This is a genomic window from Arthrobacter sp. 05T420 (assembly GCF_056396305.1).
The window spans coordinates 228,670-251,447 of the sequence record NZ_JBFTLG010000003.1; the positions used below are offsets into that span (position 1 = coordinate 228,670).

A 22,778-nucleotide genomic window follows, 5' to 3' on the forward strand; every position below is an offset into this window, starting at 1 on the left:
GGTCTAATGGCAGTCACCCTTGGGGCGCGAGCGGAGCTAAGGTGGAGATTCACAAGATTCACAAGATACACAAGGATTCACAGGAGCTGGCGTGGAGAACCCTTTTCGACCGACCGCGGGAGCAACTCCACCTGACCTCATCGGCCGCGGGGGAGTTCTGGATGAATTCGCCTATGGACTGCGCATCGGGTCAGGAGCGCCCGGCCTGCTGACCATTTTCACCGGAGCCCGGGGCATTGGCAAGACCGTGATGCTCGGTGCCGCTGAAGATCTGGCGCTCCGCAACGGCTGGGCGGTCATCTCCGAAACGGCCACCACCGGCTTTGTCGGGCGAATCGGGGAATCCATGCGCCGGCTGACGGACGACCTTGGAGACGGGCCCACTGGGCGGCGGATCACGGCAGTGTCCTTGGCAGGGTTCTCCGTCACCACCCAGCTCGGTCCTGAAGAACAGGTGGACTGGCGTGCCCGTGGGGTGACCCTCCTGCGGCTCCTGGCCGCTAAGGGCACGGGGCTGATCATCACGGTCGACGAGATCCACGCCGCCGACAGGCCGGACCTCTCACGCCTCGCCGCCGACGTCCAGCACTTCATCCGCGAGGGCCTCCCCATCGGACTCGTCTTTGCCGGCCTTCCCGCCGCCGTATCTGATCTGCTCAACGAGGGCGTGGCCACCTTCCTTCGACGGGCAGACCGCATCGATCTCCACGCCGCATCAATCGCCGAAGTCGAACGCTCCTTCTCCGAGACCTTCGCCAGTGCCGGCATTGGGTTGTCCCCGCACCTGGCCAAGGCTGCTGCCGAGGCCACCGGAGGCTACCCCTTCCTCATCCAGCTCGTCGGCTATCACCTTTGGCAGGAAGCCGAAAAGGCGGGCTACAGTCTCGACGCCGCCGCCGTTGACCGCGCAGTGACCGCGGCCCGGCGGCGCAACGAACGCATGGTCATCGAGGCCGCCCTGTCCACCACCTCCGCCAGAGACCGCGACTTCCTCCAGGCCATGGCGGAAGACTCCGGCCCCTCGGCAACCCTGGATATCGGCAACCGCACCGGCCTGCGACCCAACGCCGTCGGCAACTACCGGACCCGCCTCATCGACGCCGGACTCATCGAAGCATCCGGGCACGGGCGCGTGAGCTATGCCATCCCGGGCCTCCGCGAATACCTCTCCGCCCACCCGAGCCGGAATTAGTCGTCGCCGTGCCGTCCCTGCGAGTCCCCGGAGAGGCATTCAGGTGGTGACGACTGGGATGATTGCGGCGTGCCGGGCAATGATCCGGACTATCGTGGGAGCACGAGCTTGCGATCAAAGGATTTGCCGTGGACACTCAAGTTCCCCAGTTCGATGGCGTGCACCACCTCAAACTCCCGGTCAGTGATCTCGACCGCAGTCGCGAGTGGTACCAGAGCCGGCTGGGCTATGCCGTTGCGATGGAGTTCCGCGAAGATGGCAAAGTCATGGGCCTTGCCCTTGATCACCCGGATGGCGGGCCAAGACTGGCGCTGCGGCTGGATCCTGGCAAAGCCGCGTCCTCCGCTGGATTCGATTACTTCTCCATCGGCGTTCCGACCAAGGCCGCAATGGACGCGCTATCCACGCGGCTGACGCAGTTGGGCGACGCCCACGCTGGCGTCCACGTCGCCTCTCTCGGGTGGATCCTGCCCGGTCTCTCAGACCCGGACGGGCACGAGATCCGTTTCTACACTACGGAGTCTCACAAGTCGGCGCCCGAAGGACAGGTGTATGTTGTTGAAAATGCCCGGAGGACAGCCCCACCACGAAACCAGGAACCGTTGCCCCGGCAATGATCGTGAACCATCATTGACTCCGCACGCGCGCGAGCCATTCGACAATCAGGGCCTGCGTCAGTGTGGGTTGCTCGTGCAAAAGCGCGTGGCCGGCGCGATCGAGTACAGCAAAGGTGGCCCGGGGGTAGTGCTCCACCAGCTCCCACGGGTCCGTAAACCCGGCCGTCGCATCCTGCCGTCCAGCAAGGATTAGCACGGGATGAGAATAGGTAGCCGCAGCCTCCGGGCGATCCCGAAGCTCCCAATTCGAAAAGATCCGCATCACGCCCGGCTCGTCAACCAGGGAAACTGCGGGTGCCACCAACTCCTGGAACCGGCTCAGCGTTTCATCCGTCTGCACCACGAAGTAGCTGCGGTAGGAGGCCTCGAGTTCCGGGCTCAGTTTGCCGGCAAGGTCGGCCGACGAAACGAGAATCTCGTGCGCGGGCACGTTGCGGGTCTGCGCGCCAACCGGGCAGATTAGCGCCAGCCCGGCCACCTGGTCAGGTCTCCGATTGGCCACGGCGCGGGCCAAGTACCCGCCGTAGGACTGGCCCATGACCAGCAACGGTTCATCACCGATGATGCTGTCGATCAGGCCAAGCAGAAGGTCCAGGACGTCATCGTTGCTGTTGATCGTCCCGGGCGCCGGCGTTAGGCCCATCCCCGGCAGATCCGGATACAGCCGCCGGAAGCCGGGAACGCTGCGGAATATCGGCTCCAGGGCGCCGGCGATCTCGCGATGATCCACGCCGGCACCGTGCAGAGCGAGGACCGGCCTGCCGCTGCCGTGCTCGGCGTAGTGCACAGACACCCCGCTGACCGTCGCCTTCATCCAGACAGTGTAGATCGCGCCGCGGCTTCAAGGCGGGGGTTGTTGGTGCGGTTCCACTCGATTGCTGAGCACCGGCGGAATCAGCGCTCTGACAGACTCAGATCCACTTGGGCGCGGCCGGAACCTTACCGTTTGTGGCTGCAGCGCCGGGCCCTGTGGCTGTAACGCCGCCGCTGCCCCGGCCGGCGGCCCATTCCACGACGGCGGCCAACGGTCCGCTGACCACAAAGGCGGCGTCCGACGCTGTGTCACCGAACGTGAGATCGTGGTCCGATACTTCGAGCACGAGGCCGGCGTCCGTGCCGCGGGCCTTCCAGGCGCCGGCGATGTCCGCCAGGAGCCGCTCGAGAACGGATGCCGGGATGTCGGCGAAGCTTGCGCCGTTGGCCAGGTCCACGGTGTGCATCCAGACTTCCCGGGTGCGCATCCAGACCGTTTCGGTGGCAGGCACTTCCCGGCCCTGGATGGTGCGGACTTTGTGGTGCCAGGCGTCCTCCGGAAGGTCCCGCCATTCGACGTTCAGGTGCACGGCGGAGTGGTCAAAGAGGTGCCTCAGCGCGATCGGGCTCAGCGTGGCGCCGAAGTCGATCTCGTGGTCGCGGACGGCTGTGGAGGCATACATCGGGGTTTCCACTCCGGTGGCCGCCCACTCGACCAGCCGGGCGATGGCCCGGGCGTTGTAGCCGATGTGCGCGGTGATGTGGCGGCGGGTCCAGCCCGGCAGCAGCGACGCGCCGTCGAGCTCCGCGTCGGAGAGCTCGTTGAGCTTGCGGGCGAAGAACGCCGTGCCGCGCCGGGCCTGCAGCAGGGCCGCGAGCAGCTCCGGGTCCGTGGTCTGGTCCTGGCGGGCAACCATCAGGCCTCCTTGACCACGCGGTTCTTCAGCTGGCCCAGTCCCTCGATGGTGGTGACCAGGAGCTGGCCCTCCTGCAGGTAGCGCTTGGGGTCCTGGGCGTGGCCCACGCCGCCGGGGGTGCCGGTGGCGATCACATCGCCCGGGTTCAGCGTGATGATGGTGGAGATGTATGAGACCAGGAACTCCGGGGTGAAGACGAGGTCGCCGGTGGGGGTCTGCTGCTGGATTTCGCCGTCGACCTCGGACGTCATCAGGGGCCCGGCCATGAATTCGTCCTTGGTGACCAGGGCGGGCCCGAACGGGGTGGACTTTTCCCAGGTCTTGCCCTGCAGCCACTGGATGGTGCGGAACTGGTAGTCGCGCATGCTGACATCGTTCAACACGGCGTAGCCCGCGATGTGGTCCGCAGCGTCGGCCTCGCTGATCCGGCGGCCTTTCTTGCCGATCACGACGGCGAGTTCGGCTTCCCAGTCCACGGCGACGGATTCCTGCGGCAGGGCCAGGTCATCGTTCGGGCCGATCAGGGACTCCTGGTACTTTGCGAACAGGGTGGGGAATTCCGGGACTTCCCGGCCCATTTCCTTGATGTGGTTGCGGTAGTTGTGGCCCACGCAGATGATCTTGCCGGGGGAGGGGACGACGGCGTCCAGGTCCGCGCCGTCGGCCGCGTGGGTGCCGCCGTTCGCTGCCTTCGCGGTGGCCTCCCAGTCGCCGGTGCGGAGCAGCTCGCCGACGTCGGCAAAGCCGTTGATCTCGGTCAGTGTGTCGCCGTCCTGGCGGACGGCCTTGGTCGTGCCGTTTCCGGTGCGGAGGGTGAGGAGTCTCATGCGTTCTTGCGTCCTTCGATGTAGGTGCGGTTGAAGTTCAGCCGTTCGAAAATGGGGGCGTCACTGAAGCGGAACAGGTCAAACGAAGTTTGAGAGCCAGCTTCGGCCTGCAGGTCCGCCTGCAGCGACCATTCCTGCCAGGACGGGACCACGAAGAGGTCGCCCTTCGTTAGGTTCCTGGTTTCGCCGTTCAGGACCACCGTGCCGGAGCCTTCGAAGACCTGCCAGACACTGGAGCCGACCTCGCGGAGGCCCTCGGTGGCGGCGCCGGCGCGGAGACGGTGGAATTCGGCCCGGATGGTCGGCATCACATCCCCGCCCGTGGTGGGGTTGGTGTAGCGGACGGCGGCGTGGCCCTGGGAAACGGTGGCCGGGTGGCCCTCGTCCTCCAGCAGCAGCTGCTCGGCCAGCGCACGGTCCGTGTGCTCCCAGCGGTAGGCCGCGATGGGGGAGCTCGTCGTGTCGTCCAGCCCGGAGAGCGGACGCAGACCCGGGTGCGCCCAGAGCCGCTCGGACCGGGAGACGTCCGGGGTGGCCTCATCCGTGACGCGCTCGGTACCGAACTCGAAGAAGCCGGCGTCGGCGTAGTGCACAAACGGGATGTCCAGGCCGTCGATCCAGGCCATCGGCTGATCGGTGTCGTTGTGGTGGCCGTGGAAGTTCCAGCCCGGGGTCAGTAGGAAATCCCCGCGCGACATCCGCACCGGGTCCCCGTTCACCACGGTCCAGACGCCCTCACCCTCGACCACGAAGCGGAACGCGTTCTGAGAATGCCGGTGTTCGGGCGCGGTTTCGCGGGCACCCAGGTACTGGATGGCCGCCCACAGCGTGGGGGTGGCGTACGGCGTTCCGGCCAGGCCGGGATTGGCCAGGGCAATCGCCCGGCGTTCCCCGCCGCGGCCCACCGGGACCAACTCCCCGGCACGGGCGGCCAGCGGATACAGGTCACTCCAGCGCCAGACGTGGGGGACAGCCTTGGGAGTCGGCACCATCGGCATCAAATCCGCGATCTCGGTCCACAGGGGGATCAGGTTCTCCCGGTCAAAATCCCGGTACAGCTCTCTGAGCTGGGCAGCCTCTTCGGGCGTCGGCTCCGGAGCAGTGTGCCCCGCGGCCACTGATTCGTGAGTCGTGTTCTCGGCGCTGATGGACACGTGGGCCTCCTCGGTAGGTCTGAACAGTTCGTTGGCGTGGTTCGACTCTACGGTTGCCGGCATGTGACCCCCAGCATATTCTGCTTGTCAGAATTCCCTGGGTCTGGCCGTCAGGGACCTCAGTCCGGCTCGGCCGGGTGTGCCGCGATATCGATCTCCAGCTGCCGGCATGTTTCCCGCAGGGCAGGAACGAGTCCGGCGTCGAACACCCGGCGGAAGCGGGTGGCGGGAGTGGCGACGCTGAGCGCGCCGACCACCTGCCCGTGCCGATTATGCAGGGCCATGCCGAGAGCGCTCACGCCCTCCTCGGTGCCTTCGAAATTGGCCGCGAAGCCGTTGCTCCGGATCGACTCCAGCTCGCGCAGGAAGGTCGGGTACTCGTTGTCCGGGATGGTGTCCCCGCCGATCTCGGCGTTGTTGCTGCGGAAGAGCTGGTCGATCATCGGCGGTTCTAGTTCGGCGAGCATGGCCTTGCCTCCGGACGTCTTGTTGGCGGGCATCACCGTCCCCTGCCGGTCACCAACCCGCAGCACGTTGCTGCCCTCCACCGTCGCCAGGAAGCGCACTTTCGTGCCCACCCGGACCATCAGGTTGACCGTCTCGTTGAGTTGTGCCGAGAGCAGCTCCATGTGCGGCTGGGCGAGCGAGCGGAGCAGCCTGGTCCAGCTCAGCCCGGCCGGCCCGACCCCCATTGCCGGGCCAGGGACATAGCGGCGGGTTTCATCCTGCACGGCGAATCCCCGGTAGACCAGCATCGCCAAAAGGCGATGGGCGGTGGAGGGCGCCACGCCCAGCTCCTCGGCGGCGTCCTTGAGCCGGAGCGCCCCGCCGTCGCGGAGGAGCTGGAGGAGCTGCAACGCGTTGTCGACGGCCTCGATCGAATAGGTGGGCCGCTTCTGCACGGGTTTGCGGGCCGAGCGGGCTGTTCGGTTGTTCTGCACATCAGAATTGTATTGTGGTTCACCTGCGGCGGCCACGACAGTAGTGGCATGAATCACACACCTTCCGCCGTTGCAGTGCCGCAACGATTCTCGCCGGGGGTCCCCGCCCCCACCACCGCTGACGGGCCTGCCTCACGGTTCTCCAAAGGATCGGCGGCGGCCGTCCTCGTCTGCTGGTTATTGGTGGTCTTCGACGGCTACGACCTGATCGTCTACGGCACCGTCCAGTCCTCGCTGATCTCCGACACCGGCTGGGGCCTGAGCAAGGCCACCGCCGGGACCATCGGTTCCATGGCCTTCGTCGGCATGATGGTCGGGGCGATCTTCGCCGGCCGGATGGCCGACTCCTGGGGGCGCCGCCGCACCATCCTCGGCTGCGCCATCGTCTTCTCAATTTTCACAATCCTCTGCGCCTTCGCCCCCAACGCAGCCGTCTTCGGGGGACTGCGGCTCCTCGCGGGCATCGGACTCGGCGGCCTGGTGCCCTCGGCAAACGCCCTCGTCGCCGAACTGGTCCCCACCAAATGGCGCTCCACTATCGCCACCCTGATGATGTCCGGCGTCCCCATCGGCGGCTCCATCGCCGCCGTCGTCGGCATCCAACTGATCCCCGCCTTCGGCTGGGAGTCCATGTTCCTCGTGGCCGTAATCGCACTGATGATCGTGGTGCCGCTCGGACTGAAATACCTTCCGGAGACGCTCGCCCCCGGCGGTACGTCGGACAAACACAGCGCCGCAGGCAGTGCTACAGGCAAGGCAGCCGGCAGCGGACGTAACCTCGAGGAGCAGATCGGCTTCAAATCCCTGCTCCGCGCCCCGTACCTGGGAATCAGCCTGCTGTTCGCCCTGGCGACGATCGCCACCCTCTTCGCCTGGTACGGGCTGGGCACCTGGCTGCCCAACCTCATGCAGTTGGCCGGCTACAACCTGGGGTCCGCACTGACCTTCGCCCTGGCCCTCAACCTGGGCGCGGTAGCCGGGTCGGTCGTCACGGCCTGGGCCGGGACCCGCTTCGGTCCGATCCCGACGGCGATCGCCGCGGCCGCCGTCGCCGCCGCCGCACTACTGGTCCTGGTGACGGGACCGCCGGTCACCGTCGTCTATCTCATGCTGGTCCTCGCCGGCGTCGGTACCCACGGCACCCAGTGCCTGATAATCGCCGCCGTCGCCAGCCACTATCCCGGGCACCTGCGCGGGACCGCCCTAGGCTGGGCGCTCGGGACCGGCCGCATCGGAGCCGTCGCCGCACCCCAGATCGGCGGCCTCCTGCTGGCCGCCGGACTCGGCGTCAATTCCAATTTCCTCGCCTTCGCAAGTGCAGCCGCCATCGCAGCGGTCCTGCTGGCCGCCGTCGGCCTCAAACTCACGTCAAAAACCACAACACAATCCTCACCAACAGGAGCAAGCAATGTCTGAGCACGACCCGTCCACCAGTTTCCTGTCCACCGACGGCTCGTCCACCGATGTCCTCGTCATCGGAGGGGGAATGGCCGGACTGGCCGGAGCCCTCGCGCTGCGGGAAAACGGCGCAAACGTCACCCTGGTGGAGCGCGCCCCCGAATTCGGCGAGGTCGGCGCCGGGCTGCAGATGGCACCAAACGCCTCCCGCGTCCTGAGGCGCTGGGGCCTGCTGGAAAAGGCCCTGGAGATCGGCGTCCAGCCCAAGCACCTGGTGTTCCGCGACGCGGTCACCGGCGAGGAACTCACGCGCCAGAGCCTCGGCGGGGAATTCGAGGAACGCTACGGTGCGCCATATGTCGTGATCCACCGCAGCGACCTGCACCGGGTCCTGCTCGAGGGCTGTGAGGCGGCGGGCGTGAAGCTGGTCAACGACGTTATGGTCGAGAGTGTGGAGACCGTGAACGGCCGGGGGGTGGCCCACACCGCCGCCGGTGTGGACTACGAGGCCGACGTCGTGATCGGCGCCGACGGGCTCAAGTCCACCCTGCGCCCGCTGGTCGCCAACGACCATCCGGTCCCCTCGGCCTACGTCGCCTACCGCGGCACGGTGCCGATCACCGAAAACACGCCCAAGGCTGACCTCGAGGACGTCATCGTCTACCTCGGACCGGATTGCCACCTGGTGCAGTACCCGCTGCGCAAGGGCAAGCTGCTGAACACCGTGGCCGTCTTCAAGTCGGCCTCGTTCGAACGCGGCGAAGAGCAGTACGGGGGAGTGGACGAGCTCGAGGCGGCGTACAAGGATTGCGTTCCGGCCGTCCAGGAAGCGCTGAAGAACCTGGGCACCAGCATGCGCTGGCCCATGTACGATCGCGATCCGATCGAAAACTGGGTGGCCGGCCGGATGGTGCTGATGGGCGACGCCGCGCACCCGATGCTGCAGTACCTCGCCCAGGGAGCCTGCCAGGCCCTCGAAGATGCGGCCGTGCTGCAGGACGCCAGCCACGGGACTGTCTTCACCGCCGACGGCGTCAAGCCGGAAGGCTGGGACGACGCGATCAGGGAATTCAACAACGTCCGCGCCGGCCGCACAGCCCGGGTCCAGCGCACCGCCCGCATCTGGGGCGAATCCTGGCACGTCTCCGGACTGGCCCGGATCTTGCGCAACCTGCTCTTCAAGAGCCGGAAGGACAACGACTTCCAGTACAACGACTGGCTGTATGGCCAGAGTGGCGACGGCGTCCCGGCAGCTCGCGCGGCCCACTCCAGCCTGGCGGAACGGATTCCCGCCTGACCTAAGGACGGGACGGCCGCCTCATTGGCGACCAATAGGCACCTGCGGACCGAAGCCCTGCCGGGCCGGTCCGCAGATGCCTCAGGCGCCTTAAGCGCCGCAGATGACCGTCGTTCCGCTGATGGCGCCCACCTAGACCAGCGGCCACGGGTAACGCATGCCCGTACGGTCAAACGGCAGCACGCCGTCGTGCAGCAACCGCCGCACCCGGCGTCGCAGGGCGGTGACCTCCGCATTGTCGAGAAGCTCCGCCACGTCGTGCGGCACCGTCTCGGCGAGCGGGGCAAGGTCCTCGAGAAAGGTCCCGGGGATAGGAACACCGGCGAAGTCCCAGATCACCGTGCGCAGTTTGAAGCCCGCAGCGAAGCACAGTCCATGATCGATGCCCCAAACCCTTCCGTCATGGCCGCGGAGCACGTGCCCGCTCTTGCGGTCAGTGTTGTTGGCGACGCAGTCGAACAGGGCGATCTGCAACAGCCGGCGGTGGGTCTCGGGTGAATCCGCATACAGCGTGAAATAGTGCTCGCCGACGTCGCACTCGATAAACCACTGGAGCGAGCCGACCCCCAAGGGCGAGTCCTCGCGGATAACCGTCGGCGGCACGATTCCCCATTCCAGGTGTTCACTCAGCAGATACGCCGCGCGCTCCCGGCGGTAGAGCCCGGGTTCGAAGTCCAGCAGCGGCCGCTCTCCGGTCTCCGGTTTGTAGACCGCGTACGCCCAATCGTCCCCGCACGAAACGCGGACGAGGAACGCCGCGTTGCTACCGCGCGGGATGCGTCCGCGCAGTTCGATCCGGCCCTCACCGAGCAGGGTCAGTTCCCGTTCGGACACTGTCCGTCCCTTGTCACAGCTCCCTCAGTCCACTCAACGGTTCCAGGGTCGCGTTCACCATCAGCACGGCGGGCGCCTGACCCTCCACATACGAGATGACCGAGACCGAGCCCGGGCTGATAACGATCCGCTGGAAGTGGTCCAGATGGGTGCCCAGGGCGTGGGCGACGGCGGCCTTGATCGGGTCAGCGTGGGAGAAACACACGACGACGCCCCCGGCGTGGGCGGCGCACAGTGCCTCCAGCGTCCCGACCATCCGAGCTTGCATCTGCGCGAAGCTCTCCCCGTTCGGGAAGCGGAAGGCCGACGGGGTGTGCTGCACGGTCTGCCACTGTGGCAGGCCCGCCAGTTCGGCGAGCGCGGCTCCGGTCCACTCGCCGAAGTCACATTCGATGAGGCCGGCGTTCTCATGTACCTCGAGCCCGGTGCAGGCTGCCGTGGGCTCTGCAGTCTCGCGGGTGCGCTCCAGCGGAGAGGAATAGATGGCATCGACGGGGAGAACCGCGAGCCGTTCAGCGACCCGTTCAGCCTGGGCCCGGCCCCGGTCGGAAAGGTGCAGTCCCGGGGCCCGACCCGGCAGCACCGTGCCCGTGGTGGGAGTCTGCCCGTGGCGCACCAGAAGAATGAGGGTGGTTTGCGATGCCGGGGGTGATGCTGCAGTCATCAGGATCCAGTATGCCGTTCCACGGGCCCATGTGCAGGAATATTGGGGAATTCCCTCGATTCGCCGCATGCTCGAGGACTACCGTGGAGGGGTGAGTGATCGTCCCAATATCTTCACTGTTGGCGAATTGCGTTCAGCCGGCCATGTCTACAAGGACCTGCGCCACGAGGTCCGCGGCAACCTACTCGCCGCCCTGACCGCCGGCCGTGATCCGTGGCCTGGGATGTTTGGCTTCGGCCGGACCGTCCTGCCCCAGCTCGAGCGTGCGTTGATCGCCGGCCACGACGTCGTGCTGCTCGGCGAGCGGGGACAGGGCAAGACACGGCTTCTGCGCACGCTGGCGGGGTTGCTCGACGAGTGGTCGCCGGTCATCGAGGGCTCGGAACTGAACGAACACCCGTACGAGCCGATCACGGAGCAGTCCCGGGCCCGGGTGCTCACCGAAGGTGACCGGCTGCGTGTGTCGTGGCGCCATCGATCGGAACGCTACGTCGAGAAGCTCGCTACCCCGGACACCTCCGTTGCCGACCTCATTGGCGACGTCGACCCCATGCGGGTGGCCGAGGGCCGCCGGCTCGGTGACCCGGAAACCATCCACTACGGTCTCGTGCCGCGATCCAACCGCGGGATCATCGCCATCAATGAACTGCCCGACCTCGCCGAGCGGATCCAGGTCTCCATGCTCAACGTGATGGAAGAACGCGATATCCAGATCCGCGGCTACGTGCTGCGGCTGCCGCTGGACGTGCTCGTCGTCGCGTCCGCCAACCCGGAGGACTACACCAACCGCGGCAGGATCATCACGCCCTTGAAGGACCGCTTCGGCGCCGAGATCCGGACGCACTATCCCATAGAGCTGGATGACGAGGTCGCAGTCATCCATCAGGAGGGGCGGCTGGTGGCCGACGTCCCGCCCGTCATCCTCGAGATCCTGGCCCGCTACACCCGCGCGCTGCGGCAATCCCCGGCCATCAACCAGACCTCCGGGGTTTCGGCGCGCTTCGCCATCGCGGGTGCCGAAACCGTCGCCGCGGCGGCCCTGCGCCGGGCCAGCATGCGCAGTGAGGACGAGGCAGTCGCGCGCATCGTCGATCTGGCGGCTGCGGTCGAGGTCCTCACGGGCAAGATCGAGTTCGAATCGGGGGAGGAAGGGCGTGAACAGTCCGTCCTCGATCACCTCTTGCGCCTGGCTACTGCTGAAACGGCGCGGGCGCACTTCCATGGTCTGGACCTCGGCCCACTCGTGGCGGCGTTCGACGGCCACAGGACCGTAACCACAGGAGAACAGGTCACCGCGCGGGAGTTCCTCGAAAACCTCCCGTCTCTTGACGGATCCGGCCTTTACGACGAGATCAGCGGGCGCCTGGCCGCCAAGAACGACGGGCAGCGCGCCGCCGCCATCGAACTTGCCTTGGAGGGCCTCTACCTCGCCCGGCGGATCTCCAAGGACTCCGACGACGAGGAAACGATCTACGGCTAGGAACGACGTCGGCTGGAACATAGGGACAGGGATAGGCGGCATCATGGTTATCTACCACCGCTCCTCCAGGTACGGCCAGTATCGGGGAGGACCCGATCCGCTCGCCCCGCCGGTGGACCTGGCGGAGGCGCTCGACGCGATCGCCGACGACGTCATGGCCGGGTACTCACCGCGGCACGCCCTGCAGGAGTACCTGCGGCGCGGCGGCCGAAACCATGAAGGGCTCGACGCCCTCGCCGGCCGCGTTCAACAGCGCCGGAGTGAACTGCTGAGCCGCCACCGGCTGGACGGCACCCTCAGCGAGGTCCAGAAGCTTCTCGACACCGCCGTGCTGGAGGAGCGCAAACAGCTCGCCCGCGACGTCACGATGGACGATACCGACCGCGCATTACGGGAGATGCAGCTGCAGAACCTGCCCTCGTCCACGGCGGCGGCGGTCAACGAGCTCGCCTCCTACGACTGGCAGTCAAGCAGCGCAAGGGAGGCCTATGAGCGCATCAAAGACCTGCTGGGCCGTGAGGTCCTCGACCAAAGGTTCGCCGGCATGAAACAAGCGCTCGAGGACGCCACCGACGAGGACCGCGCGGCAGTGAGCGAGATGCTGCGCGATCTCAACGAGCTGCTTGGAAAACACCGGCGCGGCGAAGACACCGACGCGGACTTCCAGGAGTTCATGGCCCGGCACGGCCACTTCTTTCCAGAGAATCCACAATCCGTCGAGGAGCTGGTCGACGCCCTCGCCCAACGCGCGGCCGCAGCCCAACGGCTCCTGCAATCCATGTCCCCGGAGCAGCGCGATGAGCTGATGCGCCTGTCCGCCCAGGCGTTCGGTTCGCCCGAGCTCATGGCCCAGCTCGATCAACTCGACTCCAGCCTGCGCGCCTTGCGCCCCGGCGAGGACTGGACGGGCTCCGAACGCTTCGAGGGCCAGGAAGGGCTCGGGCTAGGCGACGGCACTGGCGTGCTCCAGGATCTCGCCGAACTCGACGAGCTGGCTGAACAGCTATCCCAGTCCTATAGCGGGTCCAGCCTCGATGACCTGGATCTGGATGCCCTCGCCCGTCAACTCGGGCAGAGTGCCGCCGTGACGGCCCGCACCCTCGGGGAGATCGAGCGGGCCATGCAGGACGGCGGCTACCTGCGGCGCGATGCCGACAACGACCTCAAGTTGTCCCCGCAGGCCATGCGACAGCTCGGCAGGTCGCTGTTGCGGGACACCGCCAAGCAGCTGTCCGGCCGGCAAGGGGGCCGCGACACGCGCGTCGCTGGGGCTGCCGGCGATCAGACTGGCTCCAGCCGTCAGTGGGAGTTCGGCGACGCCGAGCCGTGGGACGTCACCCGCACCATGACAAACGCGATCCGCCGGACGATGGCCGACGGCGGTGACCCGAGCCGCGGAGTCCGCCTCGGTGTGGGCGACATCGAGGTGACGGAGACAGAGGCGCGCACCCAGGCCGCCGTTGCGCTGCTCGTCGATGTGTCGTTCTCGATGGCCGCCGAGGGCCGGTGGGTGCCAATGAAACGAACCGCCCTCGCTCTGCACCACCTCGTCTCAACCAGGTTCCGCGGGGATCGGCTTCGGCTGATCACGTTCGGCCGCTACGCCCAGGCCATGGACATCGGTGAGCTCACGGCCCTGCCGGCACTGCGGGAACAGGGAACGAATCTGCACCATGGCTTGCTGCTGGCGGGTCGATTCTTCCGCCAGCACCCGTCGATGCAGCCCGTCCTCCTCGTGGTGACCGACGGCGAGCCCACCGCGCACTTGCTGGCCGACGGCGAGACGTGGTTCGCCTGGCCGCCCGACACGGAAACCATCCGCGTCACTGTCGCCGAGCTCGACCGCCTCGGACGTGCCGGTACACAAGCCACGTTTTTCCGGCTCGGCGATGACCCAGGGCTCGAGCGGTTCGTCCAGCGCATGGTCCGCCGAATCGACGGCCGGGTTGTCGCGCCCGAGGCTGGGGATCTGGGGGCTGCCGTTGTGGGGGAGTACCTCCGCGCCCACTTCCGCGGCCGCCCGTACGACGACGCCGACTGGGCTTTCTAGGCGGCCAGCGGAGGGAACGGACGCGGAGATTTTTAGAATTCGACCATTCAAGCGTCCCGCTTCGAGGCCATCCAAACGTGACTGAGATGTCAAAGGCCAATGGCGAGATTGTCACGCCATTTCCCTAGTCACGGGACAAATGCCGGCCGTAAAGTGAGCGCCATCACTCACTTCAAAGTCTGGGGCCTCATGCTGATCGGCCGAGAGCCCTCCGGCCCCAGACAGCTGCCGCTTTCGCGGTGACTGGCTCAAGGGGAGCGGTTTGATTCCTATGCAGGAGGCGGACATCGGCCACCGCTTTGGGCTGCGCCGATTCAGAATCGGCGGAGGTTCAGGCCCTCAACAGATCGAGACAATGGGAAAGGACGCCGGTGAAGTACAGCAGAAATGATGAGTTTCCGACTCCGCTAAGCGCAGCCCGGGCCAGGAAGGTCCTGGCCGACCACTTCACAGAGCTGCGGTTCAGCGTCAAGGATCTCCCGAATGGACTGGAGATCAGGGCAGGATCGGGCTTCATATTCCGGCTTCTGGGCTTCCTGGCGCCCAGGAGCATCCCCGTTGGTCTAACGGTTCAGCTCGAAAAACGCCGCGGCGGCACGACCGTGAAGGCGCGGGCTTCCGACAGGCTCGGGCGGTACCTGAGTGACCGGAAGTTTTCCGGCACGGTGGTGGCTTTGGACGGCAGGCTTGCTGCCCTGCTCAATGAATCGCGGACTGCCCTCGGAGTGGACGAACGCCAGTCCGCATAGGGTGCCGGGTTCTGGGGGAGTAGCGGCACGAGCCTGAGCTCAGAAGTTCCTACTTGCCCTGTTGTCGGCGAACCATTTCGGTGATCCAGATCGGCGCGAACGGCGACGTGCAGTTCGGGGGAGTCGGGTAGTCCTTGAGCACCGCCAGGCGCTCACCAATGTCCATTGCGCGGGTGCGGTGCTCGGCGTGCTCGATCCCGATCTGGGCCAGGCAGTGGTTCATCGCCCACTGCAGGCGGTCCGGGGCGTCTTTCATCTCCGTCTCGATGACGTCCAGGAGTCCGGTGAGGTCGAGGCCCTCGGGATTCTTCGCCACGCGTTCGGTGGTCAGGGCCCAGCCGGCACTCGCGACCACCGGATCCGGGTCCGCGGACCAGGCCACGCGAAGTTCTTCGGAGTGCGGGTTCTTCTTCACGACGTAGTTCACCAGCCAGTCGTGCACTTTGGGGGTGCGCGCCTTGCGCAACATGACGTCCAACTCGTCACGCCCGAACGCCTTCGGGCGACAGATCAGGATCGACAATAGTCTCCCCGCGGTGTCATCCGTCTCCCAAAGCTGGCGGGCGAGCTCCTGCTGCGTCTTCAGCCGCTTCGCGACCGCGCGCAGTTTGCTGAGGTTCACACCGTGATCGTCACCGTGCTTCTCGTTCACCTCACGTGCCCTCGGGTCCTCAAGCCCGGCCAGCTCGGCCATCACCTCGGCCACCATCGTCTCGGCCATCTTTGCCTCGTTTCCATCACTTGTGAGGTTCAGCCTACTGGGGAAACGCGCCCACCCACGCGACCAGCTGGCGCACAGTCAAGAAGCGGCAGGGAACCAAAGAGGCCCGCGGCCATGATGGTCGGCGGGCCTCTGTAATGGTGGGCGTTAGCGCCGTCCGGGGTCTCCTGGCCGGCGGTTACGTAGGGTACGGCTGATGCGTCGGCTGCGGCTGGGGCGGGTACTGACCCGGCTGGCCGTACTGTCCCTGCTGTGGGTACTGCCACTGCTGGTTCTGTTGCGGCTGGTAGGGCCGACCCTGGGGTTGCTGAACCGGGGCATACGGCGGCTGCATGGGCACCCGGCCGTAACCGGCAGTCCCGTTCACCGCCCGTGCCCTTGCCCGGGCTTCGACAGCCCGGGCGGAAAAAACCGCTGGTGTCCGAGATATACGATGCCCAGGCCGATCGAGTAAAGGACACGCAGGGATTTTTCGGTCATACCCACATCATGCGTAGGCAGTCCGGCGGAGACGAGCAGGCGCGCCCTTGGTGATGCGCGTAATCGTCCAGATGCACTGACGGGAAATTTGGAGAAAACAAAAGTCGGATGGCAGAACATCAGCCCCTATCGACTGATTATAAAAGCGCCGATAATCAACATTATGTAAAGCTAGCTTTGTGAAGAGCTACGGGAGGGGTTCCCGGCGCTCCACTCCACCGTCAGACCGGTATCCGATCTTGTACTTGAGTCCACCTGGGCGTCGTCCGGCTACGAGTCCGATTATCAGACCCGCAAACGCCGCGGGCAGAGCGAGTAAGGCTCCGAGCTGCGGAATGAGGCGGTCGGGCATGACGAGATCCGGCCAGCCGACCAGCAGGGCCGGTCCCGCGACGGCCAAGGTCACCGGCCGCCCCGGATCGCTCAGGCGCGCCCCGACGGCTGCGGCCGCCGAGACGACAGCTCCGGCGAAGATCAGCGCATGGCCCGGACCTTCCCTGGCAAACGACTCCGGCGTGTGGATGAGTGAGAACGTCATGGCCATCCCGTGGCTGTGAGTACCAGGGAGGCCACGATGGCCAGGGTCCACATGGCGGCCTGTTGTCGGCGGCGGATGCTCACGGCCCCAACCCACGCCTGCCTGACACTGGGGCGCCGCTCCCCCGGCCCATTCGGTCTTTGAAGTGTCAGGCAAACCGTCAGGAAACACCGCCCGCTACCAGGTGCCGAACGGTGGGCAAACCCCAAAGCTCTGGTTGCGGACTAATTCCGAAGGAGGCGTTGCACTTGCCCAGCGTGCACTTCGCTCACCCATTCCCAGCCGGCCTTGGCCGACGGGCCAATCCGCGGGTCGCTGGGATCCTTGCCGTCACGCAAGGCGTGCACGTAGACCCGATCCCGGTCGATCCGTGCGCGCACTTGGTGAGCTCCGCCGACGGACCCGTGGCCCGGGATTACGACATCGACGTCGCGCGCCACGCCCTCGAGCAACCGCAGCGAGGTGAGGTATTCCTCGATCGTGTCGCCGGTGCCGTTCAGGTCGAGCATTGGAATCAGGACATCGGAGAGCATGTCGCCGGCGACGAGGACTCCGCGCGCCTCGATCAACAGCGCCGCGTGCCCCGGGGCGTGCGCCTGATGCTCCATGATTCGGACCCCCGGGCCATCCCATGGAATCTGCGTCGTCTCGGCAGGCAGGCCTGTGATGAGCCCGAGCAGATCCAGGGAGACCTCCTCGGGGATGCCGGCGGCCTTTGCGACTGCATCCACCCCGCCCGACAGCCGATCCCGGGCGGTCGCTGCGCAGCGCGCGGTGCCGTAACGGGGCGCCGTGCCGAGCCCGGCGTGCCAGAGGAGGTGATCCCAATGCGGATGCGTCGAGAAGCCTGCCACTACGGTCTGCCCCAATTCCGACAGGTCGCTCACGAGACAGCTCATTTCATCCTCGTGCACTCCGGCGTCGATAAGCAGCACGCCAGTCCCGCCCTGCACGAGAACGGCGTTGCTTTGGCAGAACTCGCTCACGTGGATCAGTACACCTTCCGCGACCTGCGTCAGCATGCGCTGGGCCCCCTTACATCGCCGATAGCGTAGCGGTGCGTCATGACACTGAGCGAGGTTCCTGCATCGACGCCGCTCTCACGCTTGTCCGATCTGACATGGTCACCCATCGCGACACTCACACGGTCAACGGAAAACCGGAGCTGCAGAGGCATTCGTCATGCGGAGAATACTCCCAAGGTGACCTGCGGTGACGCAAGTAGCGGCGAGAAGTTACCGGTCACGATCCGCCGGGCGCCACATGAATCGATTTCCACACCGCCGAAGGGCTTCGGAGCCGATTAAAAAGCCTGCGCATCCTGCTTAGGACTCCAACCAAGCGGCCCTCTCCTAGCCTTCCTGGGGCGCCGCTCCCCCGGCCGGGTCAGTCTTTTGTAGCTATTTTCTTGATCTCGTAACGCAAGATTGCCACCGTTTTCGAACGCGGCGGCCTCGAGCAGCAACAGGTCCTGCCGGTCCTCGAAGATGCGCGCCTCAACGGGGTCCCCAGGCGTCGTGCCGCTCATCGGCTCTGGGCGTAGAAGTCGCGGAGAACGGCAGCGAATATCGGCCGCAGGCGCTTTGGATGCGTGACGGCGCCTGCCGCTCGAAGGATTGCCGTGTCGACGTCGGCTAAAAAGTCCTCAGGTGATGCACGCCCATCCGGAACACGGATCAACCAGACATATCCCCTGGGCCGCGGCGGGACGTCGGCGTCCCGGAGATAGGAATCGATGTCGTCATCGACGCCTTGACGGTCACCGGCTGTGAACGGAACTTCGAAATCGTGCCGGACGCCAGCGTGCTCGGCGTAGCCGGTAACCACCTTGTCCGCGTCCGAGGACGGGTGGCGGCACAGGTTTTCCCTGCCTGCTGCCCACCCCATTAGCGCTCCCCAGCCATTCTCGGGCAACTCCACCCAGGAAGCTGAGGGCTCAGCTTCCTGTACCTCGCTCCACATGGTTGCTCCGTATCGGCTGGGCTGCGGGTGCGCCCTGAAGGAGCGCTTTAGCCTTCGCACTCGATGCAGTACGAATGGCCATTGCTTTCGCGCGCCAGCTGGGACCGGTGCCGGACCAAAAAACAGGAGGAGCAGGTGAACTCGTCCTCGGCCTGTGGAATGACCTGAACGATCAGTTCCTCGGCGACGAACTCTCCGCCGGGGGTGATGGCGTCATCTAGCGAGTCGGATTCGTCCAGCTCGCGGACGACGCTGCGGGCATCGGGGGCGTTCGCGGATTGCAGCGCCTCCAGAGACCTGTCCTGTGATTCCTTGACGTCGGAACGGACTTCGTCGTAATCGGTTGCCACTTCGGTGATTCTCTCTTCTCTGATGTTGCCGGACGATCATGTCTGACTCCAGTCCAACACACACAAGGGCGCCCGTATTCCCCGCTCGCCACTATGTGTCAGGCGGCTTCTGACGGCCTGGAAATCGGTCCGCTGCCATGGCCGCTGGACCAGCGGAAACGCCCCCGGTCATGTCCCGGAGCAGCCATCACGCGGGGCTGACAGCCTGTAATAACTTGTGGTGCCATGCGAGGCCCCCCTTAGCTGTGACTTCCTTTGTTTTGCCTGTGAATCCGCCGCGGGTCCTTGCGCGGGATTGGTTGCCTGCGGCAAGCTGTTGCTCACTTGGTGAATTAATCAAGTAAATGGAGACCGACGGCGAGGATGCTGTCGGACTTTGCCGCGGCGGCGCCGCCAGGGCATGAACCCGAAGAACGGGGGGCAGCAATATGCAACGTCCAGTGTCCATGTCGGCCAAATTTCGCGCCATCGTCACTTACTCGTTGATTGCCGTGATCGTAATTCTTGGAATTGCGTATATTTTCATTTCCCGGTCGCATGTTGCGCCGCTTCCGGGAGCGTCCGGGCCTTCTGGGAACAATCCGACGGTGTCTGGGCGCGCTGCTTACCAGAAAGTCCCGAATCAAGTTCTGTTTGCGCTGGATAGCGCCGGTAAGCCGAATATCTCCGGCGACCTGACGAATATCGAGCAGGGCGACGCGGGCGATTGCTACTTCCTGGCGGCCTTGATGACGGTGGCCGCACGATCGCCTGAGACCATTTTGAACATGGTTCACGATAACGGCAATGGCACCTACACGATTTCCTTCCACAGCAAGTACGACGGCGTACCCAACCCGGTGACGGTGACGGTCAATGGTGATCTTCCGTTCCGCCGCGACAAACCCTTCGAAAATGGCATCGAAAATATTGACGGCAAAAACGTTTCTTGGGCGGCGATTATCGAGAAAGGTTGGGCGGTGGCGAACGGCAACAGCTATAAGGGCATCGACGGTACCGACCTCAGCAACGCTCAGGACCACGACGTGCATAATGGCCTCTATGCCATCACCGGCGAGGCGGGCGTCGACCGCAACCCAGGCGGCCCCATGACAGAGGTGAGTTTCGCGCAGATCGCGGAAGATTTCGCCAGCGGCCTGATTACCCTTGGGACGTCTAACTCCGACGGCAAGCTGGTGTCCGACCACTCGTACGCGTTGCTGGGCGTGGATTCTTCCGACCAAACCGTCGTGGTGGGAGATCCGGAGGGTGGCCAAAAGACGCTGTCGTTTGAGACCTTCCAGTCCACGAATATCAACCAGTACATCGCGATACCGGCCTTCCCTAGCAAGGGACTGGTGAACGAATGACGGCGCCCTGCCGCGCCCTCACTCCCTGCTTGCCCGCTATTCGTCACGGTCCAGAGCCGCTCATCTAGTCCCCTGCGGACCCTTCCAGCCGGGTGTGCTGCCGGCGGCTCGTGGGTATCGAGGGCCGCGGGCCTGGTCACGTTTTCGTCCTGTGCCGCTGCCGGCAGGAAGACGCACAGCGCCGGTTCCATTCGTCCGCATTGGGACTACTCTGTTGGCAAGATCTTCATAGAGGAGGAGCAAATGAGTGCCTCGGAGGAACTGTCCGCCATCCAAGCGCGGCTCGCCGCGGACGAGGACGAACACGCGGAGGGGGTCATAGACCAGAACGTCCGGGACCGGCGCTATCTGCTCTCCTTAGTTCGGGAACAACTAGCCAGCCTCGAGAAAGTGGCCGCCCTGGCATCCGGCTTCGCCGAGCGGGGCGAGCGGATCGAAGAGCAGTTTGGAGGCGCTGGCACGAATCACGCGATCAGGGCTGCCGGTCTCGGTGACGGGTACCGGGAAGCCGCCAGGAGTATCCGTGCCGCGTTAGGCCCGGCGGTGAGTGAGCCCCACCACGATGCAACTGCAGCCGCGATGAGAAGGAACGCACCAGAGCACCAACCGCAATCGGGCTCGTCGGCGCTCCCCCCGGAAGCCCTGGCAGGATAACGCCGTACACCTCCGGGTCACAATCTGTGGGCAGCCCCCGTAGCTGAAGTGCTTGTTTCTTGCCACGAGGCTCCCGAGCTGCAGAAAAGTCCGCACCGCTTCCAGGAGGCGTTCCTGCTCCGGTTCGCTGCTCCGACCACGCGTCCAATTTGTCAAGCTTTCAGGCTGGCAGCCCACTTGCGAGAGCCCGTGTGCCGTGATGGACGATCAGCGGTCCCGCACCGTAAATTCTCCTGCGCCGCAATCGCGGCGAGGCAAGACATCCATTACTCGTCCGGCTACTAGGCCCTTCTCAAATGGCCGGAACAGGACCATCATTCCTGCTAAGCAAGTTCGGAATCGGCAGTGGTCTCAAGCGACGGAGAGGGGGCGATCTTCCCTCGGTGGATCGCACCGAGAGACCGAATCCGCGCCTGGCGGGCACCCTTCTCCCGCTTCTCTGAACGCGGTCCGTCAGCGTAAGCCTGAACGCACTTCCAGTCGGGGGCTGGTGGCGCAGTCGGGCCTCTGGATCTCCTGGAATTCCGAAAGCGAAGGCCACCGAAATGTCCCAGCCACACGAGCGTCGACCAATGCTGGGTTCCGCTCTCATCCTGTTCGTCGCAACATTCACGGTCGTTTCGTGTTCCGGGCAAAACGCGGCCCCACTGCCGTTCACATCCTCAGGCTCCACCGACCCAACATCGCCGACGGCTGCGTCGGAGACTCCGTCCCCTACAGCTTCCCCGACTCCGACGGGCCCCGACCTCTGCGGACCAGGATCGGCCCTCAACTTCGACCCGGCCGCCTTCCCCGAGTCGCCGAAGATCGACAACAAGTGGTTCCCGCTGACGCCCGGCATGCAGTACACGACGACGGGAAAGGTCACGAACGCCGAAGGCTCCACCCAGCGCACAGTGGTCCACTCCGTGACCGGGCTGACCAAAGTCATCCACGGAGTCAAAACCCAGGTGATGTGGGACCAAGACATCTCTGATGGTGAGTTGGTGGAATCAGAATTGGCCATGCTGGCCCAGTCAAAGGATGGCGCGGTCTGGCTCTTCGGGGAGTACCCGGAGGAGTTCGAAGGCGGCAAATTTGTTGGCGCGTCGAAGACCTTCATAAGCGGCATCGCCGGAGCCGAGGCAGGGATCGCGATGCCAGCCCAGCCTCAGACTGGCACGCCGGCCTATCCGCAGGCTCACGCGCCCGCAGTGGGCTTCCTGGACTGCGGAGACGTGCTTGAAGAGCATAAGCGGGTGTGTGTTCCCACCGCGTGCTACGAGGACGTCCTGGTAATCGATGAACGCAATCCGCTGGAACCGGACGCTGGCCACCAGAGGAAGTTCTACTCGGCCGGCACAGGGCTGGTTCAAGTGACGGCCGTGGGTGGCGCTGACCAGGAAACCTTGAACCTCGTGAAGGCGGAACAGCTGTCCGACGCCGGGTTGAAGAACATCAACCAGAAAGCACTGGCCCTCGAACAGCATGCCTACCAGCTAGGCAAGACCGACTACGCAAAGACACCCCGTGCCGAACTGACAACGGAGAGTTCCGGAGGTCAATGATCAAACCCAGGCATTGATTCGGGTGGCGATAACCCGATAGGTTTTTGAGTGTCCCCAAGACTGTCAGTGCGTCGTTGACACCATCCTGTCCAGTGCAGTTCCTATGGGAAACAGGGATTCACGAAGGAGTGAACACCATCTCTTACACCGCTGAGAACTGGCCCATCACCGCAGCGCTCCTGCAGTTCCCGGGAACCGACGCGCAGGGTAACCACGTCAACGACGCCGACGCCACGGCCTGGGCCGAGGTCTTCACCGAGGTCAGGGACGCCGGCTTTGCCGACGCCGACCTCACCGACAGCTG

Annotated in this window: 22 protein-coding genes and 1 pseudogene; 11 read left to right on the top strand and 12 right to left on the bottom strand. The window is 65.4% G+C overall.

Going from position 1 to position 22,778, the window contains the following annotated elements:
• Positions 1-91 precede the first annotated feature (91 nt).
• Positions 92-1,192: an AAA family ATPase gene (locus AC1DEM_RS05025; RefSeq protein WP_476883410.1), complete on the top strand. Its 1,101-nt coding sequence runs from the start codon at positions 92-94 to the stop codon at positions 1,190-1,192.
• A gap of 128 nt (positions 1,193-1,320) precedes the next feature.
• Entirely contained in the window at positions 1,321-1,809 is a 489-nt protein-coding gene (locus AC1DEM_RS05030) for a VOC family protein (RefSeq protein ID WP_476883411.1), read from the top strand.
• 10 nt (positions 1,810-1,819) lie between these two features.
• Here AC1DEM_RS05030 and AC1DEM_RS05035 read toward each other — a convergent pair whose 3' ends face one another.
• From AC1DEM_RS05035 to AC1DEM_RS05055, 5 genes are all read right to left on the bottom strand, one after another.
• Positions 1,820-2,623 (bottom strand): alpha/beta fold hydrolase, encoded by an 804-nt coding sequence (locus tag AC1DEM_RS05035; protein ID WP_476883412.1) that lies wholly within the window; start codon positions 2,621-2,623, stop codon positions 1,820-1,822.
• A 97-nt stretch (positions 2,624-2,720) separates the two neighbouring features.
• Positions 2,721-3,479 carry a maleylpyruvate isomerase family mycothiol-dependent enzyme gene (locus AC1DEM_RS05040; protein ID WP_476883413.1) on the bottom strand — a complete coding sequence of 253 codons (759 nt, stop codon included), beginning with the start codon at positions 3,477-3,479 and terminating at the stop codon, positions 2,721-2,723.
• On the bottom strand, positions 3,479-4,306 hold the full coding sequence (locus tag AC1DEM_RS05045; RefSeq protein ID WP_476883414.1) for a fumarylacetoacetate hydrolase family protein: 828 nt from the start codon (positions 4,304-4,306) through the stop codon (positions 3,479-3,481). The genes AC1DEM_RS05040 and AC1DEM_RS05045 overlap by 1 nt, the downstream gene beginning before the upstream one ends.
• Positions 4,303-5,460, bottom strand: a complete 1,158-nt coding sequence (locus AC1DEM_RS05050) for a cupin domain-containing protein (protein ID WP_476883438.1) — start codon at positions 5,458-5,460, stop codon at positions 4,303-4,305. Before AC1DEM_RS05050 ends, AC1DEM_RS05045 begins: the two co-directional genes overlap by 4 nt.
• A 119-nt stretch (positions 5,461-5,579) precedes the next feature.
• Complete coding sequence (locus AC1DEM_RS05055; protein ID WP_476883415.1) at positions 5,580-6,401, bottom strand: IclR family transcriptional regulator; 822 nt, start codon at positions 6,399-6,401, stop codon at positions 5,580-5,582.
• 48 nt (positions 6,402-6,449) lie between these two features.
• On the opposite strand from AC1DEM_RS05055, the gene AC1DEM_RS05060 reads away from it, so the two are divergent.
• Positions 6,450-7,817, top strand: coding sequence for an MFS transporter (locus AC1DEM_RS05060; RefSeq protein WP_476883416.1), 1,368 nt, complete (start codon positions 6,450-6,452; stop codon positions 7,815-7,817).
• Positions 7,810-9,096 carry an FAD-dependent oxidoreductase gene (locus AC1DEM_RS05065; protein WP_476883417.1) on the top strand — a complete coding sequence of 429 codons (1,287 nt, stop codon included), beginning with the start codon at positions 7,810-7,812 and terminating at the stop codon, positions 9,094-9,096. The genes AC1DEM_RS05060 and AC1DEM_RS05065 overlap by 8 nt, the downstream gene beginning before the upstream one ends.
• A 132-nt stretch (positions 9,097-9,228) precedes the next feature.
• Here AC1DEM_RS05065 and AC1DEM_RS05070 read toward each other — a convergent pair whose 3' ends face one another.
• Both AC1DEM_RS05070 and AC1DEM_RS05075 read right to left on the bottom strand, forming a co-directional pair.
• Complete coding sequence (locus AC1DEM_RS05070; protein ID WP_476883418.1) at positions 9,229-9,930, bottom strand: SCO1664 family protein; 702 nt, start codon at positions 9,928-9,930, stop codon at positions 9,229-9,231.
• A gap of 13 nt (positions 9,931-9,943) precedes the next feature.
• The gene (locus AC1DEM_RS05075; RefSeq protein ID WP_476883419.1) at positions 9,944-10,594 is read right to left on the bottom strand and encodes an MSMEG_4193 family putative phosphomutase; all 651 of its coding nucleotides are present in this window, start codon (positions 10,592-10,594) and stop codon (positions 9,944-9,946) included.
• A 91-nt stretch (positions 10,595-10,685) separates the two neighbouring features.
• Between AC1DEM_RS05075 and AC1DEM_RS05080 the strand changes: the two genes are divergently transcribed.
• From AC1DEM_RS05080 to AC1DEM_RS05090, 3 genes are all read left to right on the top strand, one after another.
• Positions 10,686-12,074: a sigma 54-interacting transcriptional regulator gene (locus tag AC1DEM_RS05080; protein ID WP_476883420.1), complete on the top strand. Its 1,389-nt coding sequence runs from the start codon at positions 10,686-10,688 to the stop codon at positions 12,072-12,074.
• A gap of 43 nt (positions 12,075-12,117) precedes the next feature.
• Positions 12,118-14,124, top strand: a complete 2,007-nt coding sequence (locus tag AC1DEM_RS05085) for a vWA domain-containing protein (RefSeq protein WP_476883421.1) — start codon at positions 12,118-12,120, stop codon at positions 14,122-14,124.
• A gap of 371 nt (positions 14,125-14,495) precedes the next feature.
• Entirely contained in the window at positions 14,496-14,873 is a 378-nt protein-coding gene (locus AC1DEM_RS05090) for a hypothetical protein (RefSeq protein WP_476883422.1), read from the top strand.
• Positions 14,874-14,922: 49 nt separating this feature from the next.
• Here AC1DEM_RS05090 and AC1DEM_RS05095 read toward each other — a convergent pair whose 3' ends face one another.
• From AC1DEM_RS05095 to AC1DEM_RS05115, 5 genes are all read right to left on the bottom strand, one after another.
• Positions 14,923-15,594, bottom strand: a complete 672-nt coding sequence (locus tag AC1DEM_RS05095; protein ID WP_476883423.1) for a DNA alkylation repair protein — start codon at positions 15,592-15,594, stop codon at positions 14,923-14,925.
• A gap of 667 nt (positions 15,595-16,261) precedes the next feature.
• Complete coding sequence (locus tag AC1DEM_RS05100; RefSeq protein WP_476883424.1) at positions 16,262-16,612, bottom strand: hypothetical protein; 351 nt, start codon at positions 16,610-16,612, stop codon at positions 16,262-16,264.
• 224 nt (positions 16,613-16,836) lie between these two features.
• The gene (locus tag AC1DEM_RS05105; RefSeq protein ID WP_476883425.1) at positions 16,837-17,634 is read right to left on the bottom strand and encodes an MBL fold metallo-hydrolase; all 798 of its coding nucleotides are present in this window, start codon (positions 17,632-17,634) and stop codon (positions 16,837-16,839) included.
• Between the two features lie 502 nt (positions 17,635-18,136).
• A complete protein-coding gene (locus tag AC1DEM_RS05110; RefSeq protein ID WP_476883426.1) occupies positions 18,137-18,574 on the bottom strand; it encodes a DUF5956 family protein in 438 nt (145 codons plus the stop codon).
• Positions 18,575-18,621: 47 nt separating this feature from the next.
• Entirely contained in the window at positions 18,622-18,924 is a 303-nt protein-coding gene (locus AC1DEM_RS05115) for a DUF4193 domain-containing protein (protein WP_476883427.1), read from the bottom strand.
• 446 nt (positions 18,925-19,370) lie between these two features.
• Here AC1DEM_RS05115 and AC1DEM_RS05120 point away from each other — a divergent pair, with 446 nt between their 5' ends.
• The 4 genes and pseudogenes from AC1DEM_RS05120 to AC1DEM_RS05135 form a co-directional block, all read left to right on the top strand.
• Positions 19,371-20,273, top strand: coding sequence for a C2 family cysteine protease (locus tag AC1DEM_RS05120; protein ID WP_476883428.1), 903 nt, complete (start codon positions 19,371-19,373; stop codon positions 20,271-20,273).
• 243 nt (positions 20,274-20,516) lie between these two features.
• On the top strand, positions 20,517-20,927 hold the full coding sequence (locus AC1DEM_RS05125) for a hypothetical protein (RefSeq protein ID WP_476883429.1): 411 nt from the start codon (positions 20,517-20,519) through the stop codon (positions 20,925-20,927).
• A gap of 572 nt (positions 20,928-21,499) precedes the next feature.
• Positions 21,500-22,474: a hypothetical protein gene (locus tag AC1DEM_RS05130; protein WP_476883430.1), complete on the top strand. Its 975-nt coding sequence runs from the start codon at positions 21,500-21,502 to the stop codon at positions 22,472-22,474.
• A gap of 137 nt (positions 22,475-22,611) precedes the next feature.
• Positions 22,612-22,778: pseudogene (locus AC1DEM_RS05135) on the top strand (sugar phosphate isomerase/epimerase); the annotation flags it as partial.

What these genes read in the sequence shown, in the direction of transcription:
- AC1DEM_RS05040 (WP_476883413.1), bottom strand. Translation starts at nt 3,479, where the DNA reads ATGGTTGCCCGCCAGGACCAGACCACGGACCCGGAGCTGCTCGCGGCC.
- AC1DEM_RS05105 (WP_476883425.1), bottom strand. Translation starts at nt 17,634, where the DNA reads ATGCTGACGCAGGTCGCGGAAGGTGTACTGATCCACGTGAGCGAGTTC.
- AC1DEM_RS05100 (WP_476883424.1), bottom strand. Translation starts at nt 16,612, where the DNA reads ATGACGTTCTCACTCATCCACACGCCGGAGTCGTTTGCCAGGGAAGGT.
- AC1DEM_RS05120 (WP_476883428.1), top strand. Translation starts at nt 19,371, where the DNA reads ATGTCGGCCAAATTTCGCGCCATCGTCACTTACTCGTTGATTGCCGTG.
- AC1DEM_RS05095 (WP_476883423.1), bottom strand. Translation starts at nt 15,594, where the DNA reads ATGGCCGAGACGATGGTGGCCGAGGTGATGGCCGAGCTGGCCGGGCTT.
- AC1DEM_RS05060 (WP_476883416.1), top strand. Translation starts at nt 6,450, where the DNA reads ATGAATCACACACCTTCCGCCGTTGCAGTGCCGCAACGATTCTCGCCG.
- AC1DEM_RS05130 (WP_476883430.1), top strand. Translation starts at nt 21,500, where the DNA reads ATGCTGGGTTCCGCTCTCATCCTGTTCGTCGCAACATTCACGGTCGTT.
- AC1DEM_RS05110 (WP_476883426.1), bottom strand. Translation starts at nt 18,574, where the DNA reads ATGTGGAGCGAGGTACAGGAAGCTGAGCCCTCAGCTTCCTGGGTGGAG.
- AC1DEM_RS05035 (WP_476883412.1), bottom strand. Translation starts at nt 2,623, where the DNA reads ATGAAGGCGACGGTCAGCGGGGTGTCTGTGCACTACGCCGAGCACGGC.
- AC1DEM_RS05125 (WP_476883429.1), top strand. Translation starts at nt 20,517, where the DNA reads ATGAGTGCCTCGGAGGAACTGTCCGCCATCCAAGCGCGGCTCGCCGCG.
- AC1DEM_RS05075 (WP_476883419.1), bottom strand. Translation starts at nt 10,594, where the DNA reads ATGACTGCAGCATCACCCCCGGCATCGCAAACCACCCTCATTCTTCTG.
- AC1DEM_RS05085 (WP_476883421.1), top strand. Translation starts at nt 12,118, where the DNA reads ATGGTTATCTACCACCGCTCCTCCAGGTACGGCCAGTATCGGGGAGGA.
- AC1DEM_RS05045 (WP_476883414.1), bottom strand. Translation starts at nt 4,306, where the DNA reads ATGAGACTCCTCACCCTCCGCACCGGAAACGGCACGACCAAGGCCGTC.
- AC1DEM_RS05065 (WP_476883417.1), top strand. Translation starts at nt 7,810, where the DNA reads ATGTCTGAGCACGACCCGTCCACCAGTTTCCTGTCCACCGACGGCTCG.